Consider the following 15953-nt stretch of genomic DNA (forward strand, 5'->3'; position numbering starts at 1 on the left):
GTGCCGCTCGACGGCGTGGTGACCGAAGGGACCAGCGCCGTGAACCAGGCGCCGGTCACCGGCGAGAGCCTGCCGGTGGACAAGGGCGTGGGCGACACCCTGTTTGCCGGCACCATCAATGACACCGGCGCGCTGGAAATGCGTGTCACCGCCACGGCCGGCCACACCACGCTGGCGCGCATCATCCATGCGGTGGAGCAGGCCCAGGGCAGCCGTGCGCCCACGCAGCAGTTCGTCGACCAGTTTGCCGCCATCTACACCCCGGCGGTGTTCGCGCTGGCCGTGGCCGTGGCGGTGTTGATGCCCTGGCTGATGGGCGTGGCGTGGACGCAGGCGCTGTACAAGGCCCTGGTGTTGCTCGTGATTGCATGCCCCTGCGCGCTGGTCATTGCCACGCCGGTCACGGTGGTGAGCGGGCTGGCTGCCGCAGCGCGGCGCGGCATTCTCGTCAAGGGCGGGGTCTACCTGGAGACGGCCCACCAGCTCAAGGCCATTGCGCTCGACAAGACCGGCACCATCACCGCAGGCCGGCCACGCCTGGTGGCCACCGAGGTGCTTGCGCAGCAGGGCGCCGCGCCCACCGCGCAGGCCCAGGTGCTGCGCTGGGCGGCGGATCTGGCCGCGCATTCCGATAACCCGTATCGCGCGCCATCGCCTTGGGCCTGGCCGAACAGGCCGGTATGCCATCGGACCCCGCGCAGCCGGCGCCGCAGGGCTTCACAGCACTGCCAGGGCGCGGGGTGAAGGCCTCGATCGGAGGGCAGGCGCTGTGGCTGGGCAACCACCGCCTGGTGGAGGAGCTGGGCCTCTGCGGTGCCGACATCGAGGCGCGGCTGGCCGCGCACGAGGCCCAGGGCCGCTCGGCAACCCTGCTGGCCTCGGACGCTGGCGTGCTGGCCCTGTTCGCCGTGGCAGACACCATCAAGGACAGCTCGCGCGAGGCGCTGGCGGCGCTGCGCACGCTGGGCGTGGCCACCGTGATGCTGACGGGTGACAACACTGTCACCGCCCGCACCATTGCCGACCAGGCGGGTTTGCAGGAGGTTCAGGGCAACCTGCTGCCCGACGACAAGCTCGCGGCCATCGAGGCCCTGCAGGCACGCCAGGGCCTTACCGCCATGGTGGGCGACGGCATCAACGATGCCCCCGCCCTGGCCCGGGCGGACATCGGTATCGCGATGGGCGCGGCTGGCACCGACACGGCCATGGAAGCGGCCGATGTGGTCATCATGAACGACGACCTGCGGCGCATTCCCGAGTTGATTGAACTGTCGCGCCGCACGCGCAGCGTGCTCTGGCAGAACATCGCGCTGGCGCTGGGCATCAAGGCCGTGTTCCTGCTTCTGGCGTTGTTCAATGGCGCCTCGATGTGGATGGCCGTGTTTGCCGACATGGGGGCCAGCCTGATCGTGGTGTTCAACGGCCTGCGCATGCTGCGCGCGCCCGTTCCTGGCCTCGCGGCCCAGCCAGAGCATGCGTCCCGGCAGGGCGGGTGACGGCCCCGTCGGGCAATGGAGACCGCCCGCAGCCGTGATGGCCCGCGCCGTGCCGCTGGTCTGGCCCAGGCGCGGTACGAGCGTGGCGAGAGGAATGTCCAGCAAGGTGCAGCCCACCAGCCCACCAGCCCACCAGCCCACCAGCCCACCAGCCCACCAGCCCACCAGCGGGCCAGCGGGCCAGCGGGCCAAAGGAGTTTCATTGGGCAACTGGCGTGGGCATGGGGCACGCGGCATCGTTATGGCTGCTATTAAAAAAATAGCTAATTGCGCCTGTCTAATAAGCGCCCAAACCCTGTTGGACTCATAAACCCCCCTGGGCCGGTGGTGCCGGGGCCCTGGGCCGGTGCACGCTTGAATCGGGCGCTAAACTCCCCACCTTTGCGCACAGGCGCCCCAGCGCGCCTGGTCCGCGGGGCCGCAGCACGGCCCCAGCCCATCGCTTTTCCAAGGCCCCTCCATGTCCCTCATCCCCGTCACCATCCTCACCGGCTTTCTGGGTTCCGGAAAGACCACGCTGCTCAAGCGGCTGCTGAGCGAGGCCCATGGCCAGAAGATCGCCGTGATCGAGAACGAATTCGGCGAAGAGAACATCGACAACGACATCCTCGTGACCGAGTCCAAGGAGCAGATCGTGCAGATGAGCAATGGCTGCATCTGCTGCACCATCCGCGAAGACCTGCGCGAGACGCTGCAGTTGCTGGCCGCCAAGCGGCGCAAGAAGCTGCTGGATTTCGACCGCATCGTCATCGAGACCACCGGCGTGGCCGACCCCGGCCCCGTGGCGCAGACCTTCTTCATGGACGAGGAGATTGCCGAGACGTACCTGATCGACTCGATCATCACGCTGGTCGATGCCAAGCATGCCGCGCAGCAGCTCAACGACCGCCAGGAGGTGCGCCGCCAGGTGGGTTTTGCCGACCAGATCTTCCTGTCGAAGACCGATCTGGTCAGTGCCGACGAAACCGAGGCGCTGATCCATCGCCTCAAGCACATGAACCCGCGCGCACCCATCAAAGCGGTGCATTTCGGGGAGGTGCCACTCAGCGAGGTGCTCGACCTGCGCGGCTTCAATCTCAACGCCAAGCTGGACATTGATCCTGACTTCCTCAAGGAGGAAGAGGAGCATGACCACCACGGGCACGACCACCATGACCACGCGCATGGCGAGCACTGCAATCATCCCTCACACCAGCACGGCCATGAAGGCCACGGGCATCACCACCACCATGACGACGACGTCAAAAGCTTCGTCTATCGCTCGGAGCGCCCCTTCGATCCTGCCAAGCTCGAGGACTTCCTGGGCGCCATCGTCAATATCTATGGCCCGCGCATGCTGCGCTACAAGGGCGTGCTCCTGATGAAAGGCACCGACCGCAAGGTGATCTTCCAGGGCGTGCACCAGCTCATGGGCAGCGACCTGGGCCCCCAGTGGGCTGAGGGCGAGCCCCGCATGAGCAAGATGGTCTTCATCGGCATCGATCTGCCCAAGGACATCTTCGTGCAGGGTCTCGAGCAGAGCCTGGCTTAGGCGCTGACGGGCAGGGCGGCCATGGTCTTTTGTGTTGTATCTGCAACGTTTGCGTTGGCTTGCGCGCAGGTCGATACAATCGCGCCCCGGTAAAACCCCGGAAGGCTTGCCACCCGCCCTTGGTTGCCATGCAGCCGGGCCAGCCCGTTATGCGAGGAGACCGTCAGTGAAAGCCGAGACCAGCAAACCCAAGGGGGCCGCCAAGGCGACTCCCGCCGCGGCAAAAACCGCCGCCGCCCCCGTGGCATCCAAGGCTGTTCCCAAAGCCACTCCGGCGGCAGCGCCGGCCGCGGAGCCGCCTCTGCAGGCAGGCAGCCAAGTACCCGTGCGCAGCACCCGGCCTTCTTCCCGGCTGGCCCAATTGACCGTACCATCCATGGCACAGACAGTGGCTTCCACCGCTGCCAAAGCCAGTTATCTACATACCATGCCCACGACCGTGCAAGTGCAGCCGACCTACGCTGCAGCCAAAAAAGACCCCAAACTGGCGAACAACTGGAAAACCAAGCCGGCCGAAGAGCTGACCGACGCGGAAGTGATCGCGATGCCTGACAGCGAGTACATGAACGAAAAGCAGATGGCGTTCTTCCGCCTCAAGCTCGTTCAGCTCAAGCAGGACATCCACAACAGCGCTGGCGAAACCACCGAACACCTGCGTGAAGACACCGTGGTCGTACCCGACCCGGCCGACCGCGCCACCATCGAAGAAGAGCACGCGCTGGAGCTTCGCACCCGTGACCGCGAGCGCAAGCTGCTCAAGAAGATCGAGCAGTCCATTGCCCGCATCGACTCGGGCGATTACGGTTACTGCGACGAGACCGGCGAGCCCATCGGGGTGGGGCGCCTGATTGCCCGCCCCACGGCCACGCTGTCGCTCGAGGCGCAGCAGCGCCGCGAGCTCAAGCAGAAGATGTTCGGGGACTGAAGGCCGGCCCGGCTTGATCTCCCACGTGCACCGCGCAACCTGAGTGCCCATGAGCAAGGAAGAAACCACACGCGGCGGACTGCTGTCCAAGATGGTGCGGTTTGTGCGCAACCCCACGGTCAACTGGACCGAACTCGACGCGATCGAAGCCGATCGCGAGAGCCAGTACAGCAAGCAGATGCTCAAGGAGATGATCGAGCGCAAGCGGCGCAACGACTTCGTACGCCGCCGCGAGTTTGACCAGTTGCGCAAGCTGCGCCAGCGCGAGGCGCTGCAGGGCCAGCGCGCGGAAGACCCGACGGCCCGGCCGTCGTTCTTCCAGAGCAGCATGACCTCGCCCGACGAGCGTGCCGTCACGCTCAAGAAAATCGACGAGATCGAAGCGCAGATGTCGCAGCAGTGGTGGAAGAGCAAGCAGTCTGCGGACGCGCCCACCCAGCCCGCCGAGATGCGCGCCGACGATAGCGGGGCTGCGGCAGCGCGCGCCTATGCGCCCACCGCGCCGGGCACTTTCCATGCCCCGCTGGAAACCAAGCCCTCTGTGGCGCCCCTGTTTGCGGACGACAGCATGCCTATTGCCGGGTTCGGAGGCACCGATGCCTCCCTGCTGGCAGGCGACCCCGAGACCCCCCCCGGCCCGCCGGCACGCATGGCCGAGCCCGAACCCGCAGCCGAACCGGAGGAATTCGTGCACGAACCCGATCTAGAAGAAGCCGCCATCCGGTTTGCCAACGGCGACCACGCCGGAGCCGAGGCTGGCTTGCTCGACGTCCTGGCCCAACACGAGCAGGACGACCCCCAGCAGCAGCTCGAAATCTGGATGACGCTGTTTGACCTGTACCGGGCCACCGGCCAGCAGGACCGTTTTGACACGCTGGCGATCGATTTCGCCGCGCGTTTCAGCCGCTCTGCGCCCCTGTGGTTCTCGTTGCCGGAGCAACTGGGCCTTGCGCCCGCAGCGGCGCCGGCCCCCATGCATGAAATTGCGCGGCGTGATTTCAGCTGGGCGGCGCCGTCCACGCTGGCGGTCTCGTCGGTGGCCGCGCTCCAGGCTGCACTGGCGCGTGCCGCCTCGCCCTGGACCCTGGCCTGGGGCCGCGTTACGGCGATTGATGATGCTGCCGTGCCCCTGCTGGCCGACCAGTTCATGCAGTGGGCCGACCGCAGCGGCCAGTTCGTGTTTTCGGGCGTACCGGCATTGAACGCGCTGCTGGAAAGCAAGACCCAGTCGGGTGACCGCAGCCAGGGCCCTGAGTGGTGGCGCCTGCGCATGGCGGCGCTGCGCCTCATGGGCCGCCCGGATGAGTTCGAACTGGTCGCGCTTGATTACTGCGTGACCTACGAGGTGTCGCCACCGTCCTGGGTGGCGCCGCGTTGCGCTTATTCGGACAGCGAACATGCGCCGGAGCCCGAAGCACAGGCTGCAGGTCGCGACCTGCTGGCCCCCGAAGGGGCCGACGCGGCAAGCGTCGTTGCGCCGGAAGCCACGCGCGCCGCCACGCTGAGCGGCCACATTGAGGGCGACGCCGCGCCGCTGCTGCAACCCTTCGAGGCATTGGTCCGGCCCGGCGAACCTCTGGTCATCGGGTGCGATCGCCTCATCCGCATCGATTTCGGGGCTGCCGGCTCGGTGCTCAACTGGGCTGCCGAGCAGCAGTCCCACGGCCATGTGGTGCAGTTCCAGAACCTGCACCGCCTCGTTGCGGTTTTCTTCAACGTCATTGGCGTCAACGAGCACGCGTGGGTGGTCCCGCGCAAGAACTGAGCGGGCGCGTGCCCGCGGCGCTTGCAATGGCCCGGGCCGCCCCCAAATTCCATGGCTATGGACTCATCTAGCCAAACCCCTGTTTTCCACGGCACCACCATCCTGAGCGTGCGCCGCCAAACCCCCGGTGGCGTGCAGGTCGCCATCGGCGGCGATGGCCAAGTCACCTTGGGCAACATCGTCGTCAAGGGCACGGCGCGCAAGGTGCGCAAGCTCTACCATGGCAAGGTGCTGGCGGGCTTTGCCGGCGCCACGGCCGACGCCTTCACGCTGTTCGAGCGTTTCGAGGCCAAGCTCGAAAAGCACCAGGGGCACCTCACCCGCGCCGCCATCGAACTCACCAAGGACTGGCGCACCGACCGCGTGCTGCGCCGCCTGGAGGCCATGCTGGCCGTCGCCGACGCCAGCGCCTCGCTGATCATCACCGGCAACGGCGATGTGCTTGAGCCCGAGCAGGGCATCGTCGCGATCGGGTCGGGCGGTGCCTATGCCCACTCGGCGGCCAAGGCCCTGCTGGTGAACACCGACCTGTCCGCGCAGGAAATCGTCAAGAAGTCGCTCGAAATCGCAGGCGAGCTGTGCATCTACACGAACATGAGCCACACCATCGAGACGCTGTGAATGCGGTCGCTGGTTTGCTATTTTATTAATAGCTGCTTGCGCTTGATGAATAAGCGCTGTAGCCCTATTTGATTGCGGATTGCACGTATGTCGTCCATGACCCCCCAGGAGATCGTCTCCGAACTTGACCACCACATCGTGGGCCAGAGTGGCGCCAAGCGCGCCGTGGCCATTGCATTGCGCAACCGCTGGCGCCGCCAGCAGGTCGAGGGCAGCCTGCGCCAGGAGATCACGCCCAAGAACATCCTCATGATCGGGCCCACCGGCGTGGGCAAGACCGAGATCGCGCGGCGCCTGGCGCGCCTGGCCGATGCGCCCTTCATCAAGGTGGAAGCCACCAAGTTCACCGAGGTGGGCTATGTGGGCAAGGATGTGGACGCCATCATCCGCGATCTGGCCGAGATGGCCGTGAAGCAGACGCGCGAATCCGAAATGAAGAAGATGCGGTCCCGCGCCGAGGATGCGGCGGAAGAGCGCATTCTGGATGTGCTGATTCCGCCGGCCCGCGCGGCGGCGGGCGTTGAACACGCCTCGGACAGCACGGCGCGCCAGGTGTTCCGCAAAAAGTTGCGCGAGGGCAGCCTGGACGACAAGGAGATCGAGATCGACGTGGCCGAGAGCCGTCCCCAGGTGGAACTCATGGGGCCGGCGGGCATGGAAGAGATGACCGAGCAGTTGCGCGGCATGTTCAGCCAGATGGGGCAGGACAAGCGCCGCACGCGCAAGCTCAAGATCGCCGAGGCGCTCAAGCTGCTGACCGACGAAGAGGCCGGCAAGCTGGTGAACGAGGAAGAGATCAAGACCCGCGCCATCCAGAACGCCGAGCAGAGCGGCATCGTCTTCATTGACGAGATCGACAAGGTCGCTGCGCGGCAGGAAACCAGTGGTGCCGATGTGTCGCGTCAGGGTGTGCAGCGCGACCTGCTGCCGCTGGTGGAGGGCACCACGGTGTCCACCAAGTACGGCATGGTCAAGACGGACCACATCCTGTTCATTGCCTCGGGCGCGTTTCACCTGTCCAAGCCCAGCGACCTGATTCCGGAACTGCAGGGACGTTTTCCGATCCGCGTGGAGCTCGACTCCCTGTCGGTACAGGACTTTGAGGCCATCCTCATGCAAACGCATGCCTCGCTCGTCAAGCAATACCAGGCCTTGCTAGCGACCGAGGGGGTGACGCTCGATTTCACCCCTGATGGCATCACGCGCTTGGCGCGCATTGCCTTCGAGGTGAACGAGCGCACCGAGAACATTGGCGCCCGCCGCCTGGCGACCGTCATGGAGCGGCTTCTGGACGACGTGAGCTTTGACGCTGCGCGCTTGTCAGGCCAGACGGTCACGGTGGACGCGGCCTATGTGGACGCGAGGCTGCAGACGCTCAGCCAGGACGAAGACCTTTCGCGCTACATCCTTTGAGGTTGGCCTTGCCGCGCGTTGCCCGTGGAGAGGCTGCGCGGCCGCTGCCGCAGACACGCAGCGACCTTTCCGCCCCAGCCCCCGGCACACCACTGGACCGGGTTGTGGTCCCCGCTTCTTGGCGTTGGCATTCCCCGCCGCCCCGCCCGTGGACCGGGGGTGCACGGATGTGTCCCGTTGCGTTCTCTCTCACGCCGGGCGGCGAACCCGTGATCCGTTGCCTTCAGGTATCACTTGCATAGGGCGTTCTAAGTGCTTACCGGATAACGGTTTTTGGCGTTTTCAATTCTCCGAAAACGCTTCTAAGTCCTTGATTTCATTGCAAAATTTTGTAGCAACCCTGGTGGTCGGGATTGCTTTTCCTGCTACAGTGCAAAAAAGTGCAATTAAGTGGTGAAAAGTGCCCTTGAAACCCGTTGTGGGGCATTTCAAGGGGTCCTGGATCGAGTGGGGGAATCATTTCCGTGTTTCAAGGTGCCTCGTCGCTGAGTCTCGATGCAAAAGGTCGGCTGTCCGTGCCGACCCGGCATCGTGACGTCCTGAGCGCGACGGCCGCCGGCCAGCTCACGATCACCAAGCACCCCCACGGTTGTCTGATGGTGTTTCCGCGTCCCGAATGGGAGAAATTCCGCGAACGCATCGGCCAACTGCCCATGTCTGCCCAGTGGTGGAAGCGCATCTTCCTGGGCAACGCGATGGATGTGGAGATGGACACCACCGGCCGCGTGCTGGTGTCGCCCGAGTTGCGCCAGGCAGCGGGCATCGCCAAGGATGCGATCTTGCTGGGCATGGGCAACCACTTCGAACTGTGGGACAAGGCCACCTACGACGCGCAGGAAGCGCAGGCCATGCAAGGCGAGATGCCCGACGTGTTCAAGGATTTCTCTTTTTAAGGCCGCGGTGTGACTTCTGATCTGCAACACACCACCGTCCTGCTCGACGAAGCCGTGGACGCCCTGTTGGGCGGCGCGGGGGCTGCGCCAGCCGGTACCTGGGTGGATGCCACCTTCGGGCGCGGGGGGCATTCGCGCCGCATCCTGCTGCGGCTGGGGCCGCAAGGCCATCTTGTGGCGTTCGACAAGGACCCGGAAGCCATCCACGAGGCAACGCGCATCACCGATGCGCGTTTTTCCATTCGGCACGAAGGTTTCCGCCATCTTGCGGAATTGCCAGCGGGCAGCGTGGCTGGGGTGCTGATGGACCTGGGCGTGAGTTCGCCCCAGATCGACAGCCCCGGGCGGGGCTTCAGTTTCCGTTTCGACGGCCCGCTCGACATGCGCATGGACACCACGCGCGGAGAAAGCGTGGCCCAGTGGCTGGCCACTGCCGAGGTTCAACAGATTGCGGAGGTGATACGTGACTACGGTGAAGAACGGTTTGCTGGCCCCATTGCAAAGGCGATTGTTGCTCGGCGCGAAGAACGGGGTCCTCTTGCAACCACCGCCGAACTGGCCGATCTCGTGGCTGGCGCGGTCAAGACCCGCGAGCCGGGCCAGAACCCTGCAACGCGCACATTTCAGGCTCTACGGATTTTCATCAACGCTGAACTTGAAGAGCTGCAACAGGCGCTAGAAGCCAGCCTGTCGGTATTGCAGCCGGGCGGGCGCCTGGTGGTGATCAGCTTCCACTCGCTGGAAGACCGCATCGTCAAGCAGTTCATAGCGCAGCATTCCAAGGAGGTGTACGACCGCCGCGCACCCTTTGCGCCGCCCAAGGTCATGAAGCTCGTGGCGCTGGATCGCATCAAGCCGAGTGCGGCCGAGGTGGCTGCCAATCCCCGCGCACGCAGCGCCATCATGCGGGTTGCAGAACGGACGGAGGCGCCCGCATGAGCGCCGCCTGCCCAGCAACTGCCGCCGAGGCTCTGGCATGACCCGGCTCAACATCGTCCTGCTGATGGCGGTGATGGCCAGCGCGCTGTACCTCGTGCACACCCAATACGAGTCGCGCCGCCTGTTCACCCAACTCGACCGTGCTGTTTCCGAGTCGCGCAGGCTCGAAACCGAGCACCAGCGCCTGCAGGTGGAAAAACGCGCGCAGGCCACGCCGCTGCGCGTGGAAAAGCTGGCGCGGGCGCAGCTGCACATGCGCACGGCCACACCGGCCATCACCCAGTACGTGGGCGACCCGGCCGGTGCCAAGAGTGCGGCTGCCGCTTCGGAGGCGCAGCCATGAGCCGCAGCGTGCTCTACACCTCCAGCCCCTTGCTGGCCAGCAAGACGCCCGTGTGGCGCAGCAAGTTCATCGTTGCGATGATTGCGCTGGGTTTTGTGGGGCTGGGAGCGCGCGCAGCCTACGTGCAGGTGTTCGGCAATGCCTTCTTTCAGCGCCAGGGCGAGGTGCGGTTCGCGCGCACGCTCGAGTTGCCCGCCAACCGCGGCAAGATCCTCGACCGCAACGGTCTCATTCTGGCCTCGAGCGTGCCGGCCTCCAGCATCTGGGCCATTCCCGAAGACGTCGAGCAGGACAAGCCCGACGTGCGCGCCAAGCTCAAGCAACTGGCCACCTTGCTCGACATGCCGCTGGCCGAGCTCAATGCCAAGCTCGCCGACGAGGACAAGACCTTTGTCTGGATCAAGCGCCAGCTCGACTGGGACGTGGGCCAGCAGATTGCAGCCCTCGACATCAAGGGCATCTACCAGCGCAAGGAATACAAGCGCCAGTACCCCGAGGGCGAATCGGCGGCGCACGTGGTGGGGTTCACCAACGTGGAAGACAAGGGCCAGGAAGGCATGGAGCTGGCTTTCAACAGTGAACTGGCGGGGCGCGCCGGTTCGCGCCGCGTCATCAAGGACCGCCTGGGCCGCGTCGTGGAAGGGGTGGGCGAGACGGTGCCCCCGGTGGATGGCCGCGACATGCAGCTGTCCATCGACAGCAAGGTGCAGTTCTTCGCGTACCAGAAACTGCGTGACCAGGTGGCGGCGCACAAGGCCAAGGCCGGCAGCGTGGTGGTGCTCGATGCGCACACGGGCGAGCTGCTGGCCCTGGCCAACTACCCCAGCTACGTGCCTGACAAGCGCCAGAACCTCACCGGCGAGCAATTGCGCAACCGCGCGCTCACCGACGTGTTCGAACCCGGTTCGACCATGAAGCCCTTCACCATCGGCCTGGCGCTGGAATCGGGCCGCGTGCGCCCCGACACCATCGTGGACACCACGCCGGGCCGCGTCACCATCACTGGCTCCACCATTTCGGACACGCACAACTATGGTGTGCTTACCGTCGAGGGCGTCATCCAGAAGTCAAGCAACGTTGGCACCACCAAGATCGCCATGCAGATGCCCGCGCGCGAGATGTGGGAGACCTTTTCTGCGGCCGGCTTCGGGCAGAAGCCGCAACTCGGGTTTCCCGGCGTGGTGAGTGGCCGGCTGCGGCCCTACAAGACCTGGAGGCCGATCGAGCAGGCCACCATGTCCTATGGCTACGGCCTGTCGGCCAGCCTGTTCCAGATGGCGCGCTCGTACACGGTGTTCGCCAACGGCGGGCGGGTCATCCCCGCCACGCTGCTCAAGAGTTCTGCGCCCGCCATTGGCGTGCCCGTTTTTTCCGAACGCACGGCGGACCAGGTGCGCAAGATGCTGCAGATGGCCGCAGGCCCGGGCGGCACCGGGCAGAAGGCCCAGACCCTGGGTTATTCGGTGGGCGGCAAGTCGGGCACGGCGCGCAAGCAAGTAGGCAAGAGTTATGCGGCCGGCAAGTACCGCGCCTGGTTCACCGGCATGGCGCCCATCGACAAGCCGCGCATCATCGTGGCCGTGATGATCGACGAGCCCAGCAACGGTCAGGTGTATGGCGGCTTGGTCGCGGCGCCGGTGTTCAGCGAGGTGGTGCAGCAGACCTTGCGCATGATGGGCGTGCAGCCCGACATGGCCGTCAAGCCGCAGATCGTCACCAACGGCGTGGAGGAGTCGCTGTGATACGCCAGCTCACCTCGTCCCATGACGCCGTGCAGTGGCTGCGCGAGCGCGTCACGGGCACCTTGCAGACCGACAGCCGCCTGGTGGCCCCTGGCGACGGTTTCATTGCCTGGCCCGGCGCCGCGACCGACGGGCGCGCGCACGTGGCCGATGCCATGGTGCGCGGCGCCACGGCCTGCCTGGTGGAGCAGACGGGCGTGGAAGCGTTCGGATTCACGGGCGAGCACATGGCTGCATTGCCGGGTCTCAAGGCCGCTACCGGGCCGATGGCGGCACAGTGGTTCGGCCACCCCGCACAGCATCTCGCCGTGTTGGCCGTGACGGGCACCAATGGCAAGACCAGCACCGCATGGTGGCTGGCAGGTGCCTTGAATTCGCTATCAAAACAAGAGCTGCATGCGCCCACCCGTTGTGCACTGGTGGGCACTTTGGGCATGGGCGTTCCGCCGGCCCTTGAATCCACGGGCATGACCACGCCCGACCCGGTGCGTTTGCAGCGCGCGTTTCGCCAATATGCTGACCAGGGGCTCGGCGCCTGCGCGATCGAGGCTTCTTCCATCGGGCTGGCCGAGTCGCGTCTCGATGGCACGCCGATCCGTGTGGCCATCTTCACCAATTTCACCCAGGACCACCTGGACTACCACGGCAGCATGGCCGACTACTGGCTTGCCAAGCGAGCCTTGTTCGACTGGCCCGGCCTGCAGGCCGCCGTGATCAATGTGGACGACCCTGCTGGCGCGCAATTGCACGCCGAGCTGACCGGCGGCGCCCTGGATTTGTGGAGCATCTCCGCCCACGGTGCGGCGCGGCTGGCGGCGCAGGACATCGCACTGGGGCCCCAGGGGCTGCGCTTTACGGTGGTGGAGGGCGCGCAGCGGGTGCCGTTGCAGACCCGCGTGATCGGCCATTACAACGTGCTGAACCTTCTGGGCGTGCTGGCCACGCTGCGCAGCCAGGGCGTGCCGCTGGCCGATGCGGTGCGCGCCTGCAGCAGCCTGCAACCCGTGCCCGGCCGCATGCAGCGGCTGGTGGCGCCGGGGCAGCCGCTGGTGGCCGTGGATTACGCGCATACCCCTGACGCGCTGGACAAGGCCTTGCAGGCCTTGCGTCCCCTGGCCGTCGAGCGCGGCGGGCAGCTGTGGTGCGTTTTTGGCTGCGGCGGCGACCGCGATGCTGGCAAGCGTCCCCTGATGGGTGCCGTGGCGCAGCAGCACGCCGACTGGGTCGTGGTCACCAGCGACAACCCGCGCAGCGAAGAGCCGGCCGCCATCCTGCACCAGATCCTGCAAGGCACGATTGCCGGTGAAACCGTCCGGGCCGAACCCGATCGCGCTGCCGCCATTGCGCTGGCCATCGGCGAGGCCGATGCGGCCGACGTGGTGCTGATTGCCGGCAAGGGCCATGAGGATTACCAGGAAACCGCCGGCGTGCGCCGGCCGTTCGATGACATGGCGCAGGCGCAGGCAGCGCTGGCCGCCCGGGGAGCCAACACATGGGCATGATGAACCTGCAGCAGGCACATGCCTGGATTTGCCGCAGCATCCCCGAAGCACGCCTGGTGGGCGATGCGGCAACGCCCGTGGCACGGGTGCACACCGACACCCGCACACTGCAGGCGGGCGATTTGTTCGTGGCGCTCAAGGGCGAGCGCTTTGATGCCAACGCGTTCCTGGCCGATGCCCGCGCAGGTGGCGCCGTGGCGGCGATTGCCCATGGGGGGCTCGAAGCGGCGGGGTTGCCCGGCATCGAGGTGCCCGACAGCCTGGCCGCTCTGGGGGCCCTGGCGGCCGGCTGGCGCGCACAGTTCGGCCTGCCGTTGATCGGCATCACCGGTAGCAACGGCAAGACGACGGTGACGCAGATGGTGGCGTCCATCCTGCGTGCCTGGAAGGGCGAGGCCGCTTTTTCGACCCAGGGCAATTTCAACAACGACATCGGCGTGCCGCTGACCCTGCTGCGCCTGCGCGCAGCGCACGCCGCTGCGGTGATCGAGATGGGCATGAACCATCCGGGCGAGATCGCCACCCTGGCCGCCATCGCGCAGCCCACAGTGGCACTGGTCAACAACGCCCAGCGTGAGCATCTCGAATTCATGCACACGGTGCGGGCCGTGGCGGAAGAGAACGGCTCGGTACTGGCGGCGCTGCCCGCCGATGGCGTTGCGGTGTTTCCCGCAGGCGACCCTTATTCCGCTCTGTGGGGCGCCCTGGCGGCTCCGCGCCGTTGCGTCACCTTCGGTGCAGGCGGTGACGTGCGGTGCGCACAAGCCAGCTGGCGCCAGGGCGCGTGGGCGGTAGAAATGGTGACGCCCCTGGGCGCGCTCTCATGCTCCCTGCAGATTGCCGGCCAGCACAACGTCACCAATGCCCTGGCGGCGGCGGCGTGTGCCCTGGCAGCTGGTGCTCCGCTGGAGTCGATTGCGCGCGGCCTGAGCGCCTTTACCCCCGTCAAGGGGCGCTCGCGGGCCATCGGCCTGCGGGTGGCGGACCGGCAGGTCACCGTGGTGGATGACAGCTACAACGCCAACCCCGATTCCATGCGTGCCGCCATCGATGTGCTGGCCTCGCTGCCCGCGCCGCAACTGCTGGTGATGGGCGACATGGGGGAGGTGGGCGACCAGGGCCCCCAGTTCCACGCCGAGGCTGGTGCGCACGCGCGCGCCGCAGGCATCCGCCACCTGTATGCGCTGGGCGAGCAGTCGGCCGGCGCGGCGCGTGCCTTCGGGGCCGCGCGGCATTTCAACGACATGGCATCGCTGCAAGCGGCGGTGCTGCAGGCGCTTCCGCGGGTGGGCAGCGTACTGGTGAAGGGATCACGGTTCATGAAGATGGAACAGGTGGTGGAGGCGATGGTCTCCGCCACGCAGCAAACACAACAAGAAGCCGTTCGGCCGGAGGGACACCATGACGCCACGCACTGATGCCCGTCGCCCCTCGCACGGAGGTGCACCATGCTGCTGATGCTGTCGCAATGGCTGCAGGGCCTGTCGCCCGAGTTCGGCTTCTTCCGGGTGTTCCAGTACCTGACCTTCCGCGCCGTGATGGCCGCCATGACGGCGCTGCTCATCGGCCTGGTGGCCGGCCCCAAGGTGATCCGCGTGCTCACGTCGCTCAAGATCGGCCAGCCGATCCGGGGCTACGCGATGCAGACGCACCTGTCCAAGAGCGGCACGCCCACCATGGGCGGCGTGCTCATCCTGCTATCGATCGCGATCTCGACCCTGCTGTGGTTCGACCTGTCCAACCGCTTTGTCTGGATCGTGCTGATCGTCACCCTGGGTTTTGGTGCCATTGGCTGGGTGGACGACTGGCGCAAGGTGGTCAACAAGGACCCTGAGGGCATGCGCTCGCGCGAGAAATATTTCTGGCAGTCGGTGATCGGCCTGGTGGCGGCGCTGTACCTGGTGTTCAGCATCTCTGAAAGCTCCAACGTTCGCGTGCTCGAGCTGTTCGTCAGCTGGGTGCAGTCGGGCTTTTCGCTCGATCTTCCGCCCAAGGCCGGCCTGCAACTGCCCTTCTTCAAAGAAGTGAGCTACCCGCTGGGCGTGCTGGGCTTCGTCATCCTGACCTACCTCGTCATCGTGGGCTCCAGCAATGCCGTCAACCTGACCGATGGCCTGGACGGCCTGGCCATCATGCCGGTGGTGATGGTGGGCTCGGCACTGGGCGTGTTCGCCTATGTGACCGGCAGCTCCGTGTATTCAAAGTACCTGTTCTTCCCGCACATCCCGGGTTCGGGCGAGCTGCTGATCTTCTGCGCCGCGATGGCCGGTGCGGGGCTGGCTTTTCTGTGGTTCAACGCCCACCCCGCCCAGGTGTTCATGGGCGACGTGGGCGCGCTGGCCCTGGGCGCTGCGCTGGGCACCATCGCCGTCATCGTGCGCCAAGAGATCGTGCTGGCCATCATGGGTGGCATCTTCGTGGTCGAAGCCCTGTCGGTGATGCTGCAGGTGACCTGGTTCAAGTACACCAAGCGCCGTTACGGCGAAGGCCGGCGCCTGCTGAAGATGGCGCCGCTGCACCACCATTTCGAGAAGAGCGGCTGGAAGGAAACGCAGGTCGTGGTGCGCTTCTGGATCATCACCATGCTGCTGTGCCTCATCGGCCTGTCCACCCTGAAACTGCGATGAACCCGAACGATCCACTCCTTCCTGGCGACCCCCAGGCCGCGCCCGCCGAGGCAGCGGATGCAGGCCCGCGCATGGCGGATGTGGGCGAGGGGAATGCTGTGGACGCCAGCCAGGCCCAACCTGGTGGCGTGCGCGTGCCGCCGTCCGCAGCGCCGG

At 66.1% G+C, this 15953-nt stretch carries 12 protein-coding genes and 1 pseudogene; all 13 read left to right on the forward strand.

Going from position 1 to position 15953, the window contains the following annotated elements:
• Positions 1-1496: pseudogene (locus tag ACDELDRAFT_RS11460) on the forward strand (heavy metal translocating P-type ATPase); the annotation flags it as partial.
• A gap of 460 nt (positions 1497-1956) precedes the next feature.
• Positions 1957-3027, forward strand: a complete 1071-nt coding sequence (locus ACDELDRAFT_RS11465; RefSeq protein WP_005796788.1) for a CobW family GTP-binding protein — start codon at positions 1957-1959, stop codon at positions 3025-3027.
• A gap of 166 nt (positions 3028-3193) precedes the next feature.
• A complete protein-coding gene (dksA, locus tag ACDELDRAFT_RS11475; RefSeq protein WP_005796790.1) occupies positions 3194-3952 on the forward strand; it encodes an RNA polymerase-binding protein DksA in 759 nt (252 codons plus the stop codon).
• Positions 3953-4001: 49 nt separating this feature from the next.
• The gene (locus ACDELDRAFT_RS11480) at positions 4002-5717 is read left to right on the forward strand and encodes an STAS domain-containing protein (RefSeq protein WP_005796793.1); all 1716 of its coding nucleotides are present in this window, start codon (positions 4002-4004) and stop codon (positions 5715-5717) included.
• Between the two features lie 57 nt (positions 5718-5774).
• Positions 5775-6338, forward strand: a complete 564-nt coding sequence (gene hslV, locus ACDELDRAFT_RS11485; protein ID WP_040328925.1) for an ATP-dependent protease subunit HslV — start codon at positions 5775-5777, stop codon at positions 6336-6338.
• An 87-nt stretch (positions 6339-6425) separates the two neighbouring features.
• Entirely contained in the window at positions 6426-7751 is a 1326-nt protein-coding gene (gene hslU, locus ACDELDRAFT_RS11490; RefSeq protein WP_005796797.1) for an ATP-dependent protease ATPase subunit HslU, read from the forward strand.
• Positions 7752-8215: 464 nt separating this feature from the next.
• Positions 8216-8644: a division/cell wall cluster transcriptional repressor MraZ gene (gene mraZ / locus ACDELDRAFT_RS11495; RefSeq protein ID WP_040328927.1), complete on the forward strand. Its 429-nt coding sequence runs from the start codon at positions 8216-8218 to the stop codon at positions 8642-8644.
• Between the two features lie 9 nt (positions 8645-8653).
• Positions 8654-9583, forward strand: a complete 930-nt coding sequence (rsmH, locus tag ACDELDRAFT_RS11500; protein WP_005796800.1) for a 16S rRNA (cytosine(1402)-N(4))-methyltransferase RsmH — start codon at positions 8654-8656, stop codon at positions 9581-9583.
• Between the two features lie 37 nt (positions 9584-9620).
• Complete coding sequence (ftsL, locus tag ACDELDRAFT_RS11505) at positions 9621-9926, forward strand: cell division protein FtsL (RefSeq protein WP_005796801.1); 306 nt, start codon at positions 9621-9623, stop codon at positions 9924-9926.
• Positions 9923-11668, forward strand: a complete 1746-nt coding sequence (locus ACDELDRAFT_RS11510; protein WP_005796803.1) for a peptidoglycan D,D-transpeptidase FtsI family protein — start codon at positions 9923-9925, stop codon at positions 11666-11668. Before ftsL ends, ACDELDRAFT_RS11510 begins: the two co-directional genes overlap by 4 nt.
• Complete coding sequence (locus ACDELDRAFT_RS11515; RefSeq protein WP_005796805.1) at positions 11665-13170, forward strand: UDP-N-acetylmuramoyl-L-alanyl-D-glutamate--2,6-diaminopimelate ligase; 1506 nt, start codon at positions 11665-11667, stop codon at positions 13168-13170. The genes ACDELDRAFT_RS11510 and ACDELDRAFT_RS11515 overlap by 4 nt, the downstream gene beginning before the upstream one ends.
• Complete coding sequence (locus tag ACDELDRAFT_RS11520; RefSeq protein WP_005796807.1) at positions 13161-14588, forward strand: UDP-N-acetylmuramoyl-tripeptide--D-alanyl-D-alanine ligase; 1428 nt, start codon at positions 13161-13163, stop codon at positions 14586-14588. Before ACDELDRAFT_RS11515 ends, ACDELDRAFT_RS11520 begins: the two co-directional genes overlap by 10 nt.
• Positions 14589-14618: 30 nt before the next feature.
• Positions 14619-15797 carry a phospho-N-acetylmuramoyl-pentapeptide-transferase gene (gene mraY / locus ACDELDRAFT_RS11525; protein ID WP_005796809.1) on the forward strand — a complete coding sequence of 393 codons (1179 nt, stop codon included), beginning with the start codon at positions 14619-14621 and terminating at the stop codon, positions 15795-15797.
• The last annotated feature ends 156 nt before the right edge of the window (positions 15798-15953 follow it).

Origin of the sequence: Acidovorax delafieldii 2AN, from assembly GCF_000175235.1 — a bacterium.
Classification (GTDB): domain Bacteria; phylum Pseudomonadota; class Gammaproteobacteria; order Burkholderiales; family Burkholderiaceae_C; genus Acidovorax; species Acidovorax delafieldii_B.

Bases quoted from the DNA above. Each gene is read 5' to 3' on its own strand.
- ACDELDRAFT_RS11480 (WP_005796793.1), top strand. From the start codon at position 4,002: ATGAGCAAGGAAGAAACCACACGCGGCGGACTGCTGTCCAAGATGGTG.
- ACDELDRAFT_RS11520 (WP_005796807.1), top strand. From the start codon at position 13,161: ATGGGCATGATGAACCTGCAGCAGGCACATGCCTGGATTTGCCGCAGC.
- hslU (WP_005796797.1), top strand. From the start codon at position 6,426: ATGTCGTCCATGACCCCCCAGGAGATCGTCTCCGAACTTGACCACCAC.
- mraY (WP_005796809.1), top strand. From the start codon at position 14,619: ATGCTGCTGATGCTGTCGCAATGGCTGCAGGGCCTGTCGCCCGAGTTC.
- ftsL (WP_005796801.1), top strand. From the start codon at position 9,621: ATGACCCGGCTCAACATCGTCCTGCTGATGGCGGTGATGGCCAGCGCG.
- ACDELDRAFT_RS11465 (WP_005796788.1), top strand. From the start codon at position 1,957: ATGTCCCTCATCCCCGTCACCATCCTCACCGGCTTTCTGGGTTCCGGA.
- hslV (WP_040328925.1), top strand. From the start codon at position 5,775: ATGGACTCATCTAGCCAAACCCCTGTTTTCCACGGCACCACCATCCTG.
- ACDELDRAFT_RS11510 (WP_005796803.1), top strand. From the start codon at position 9,923: ATGAGCCGCAGCGTGCTCTACACCTCCAGCCCCTTGCTGGCCAGCAAG.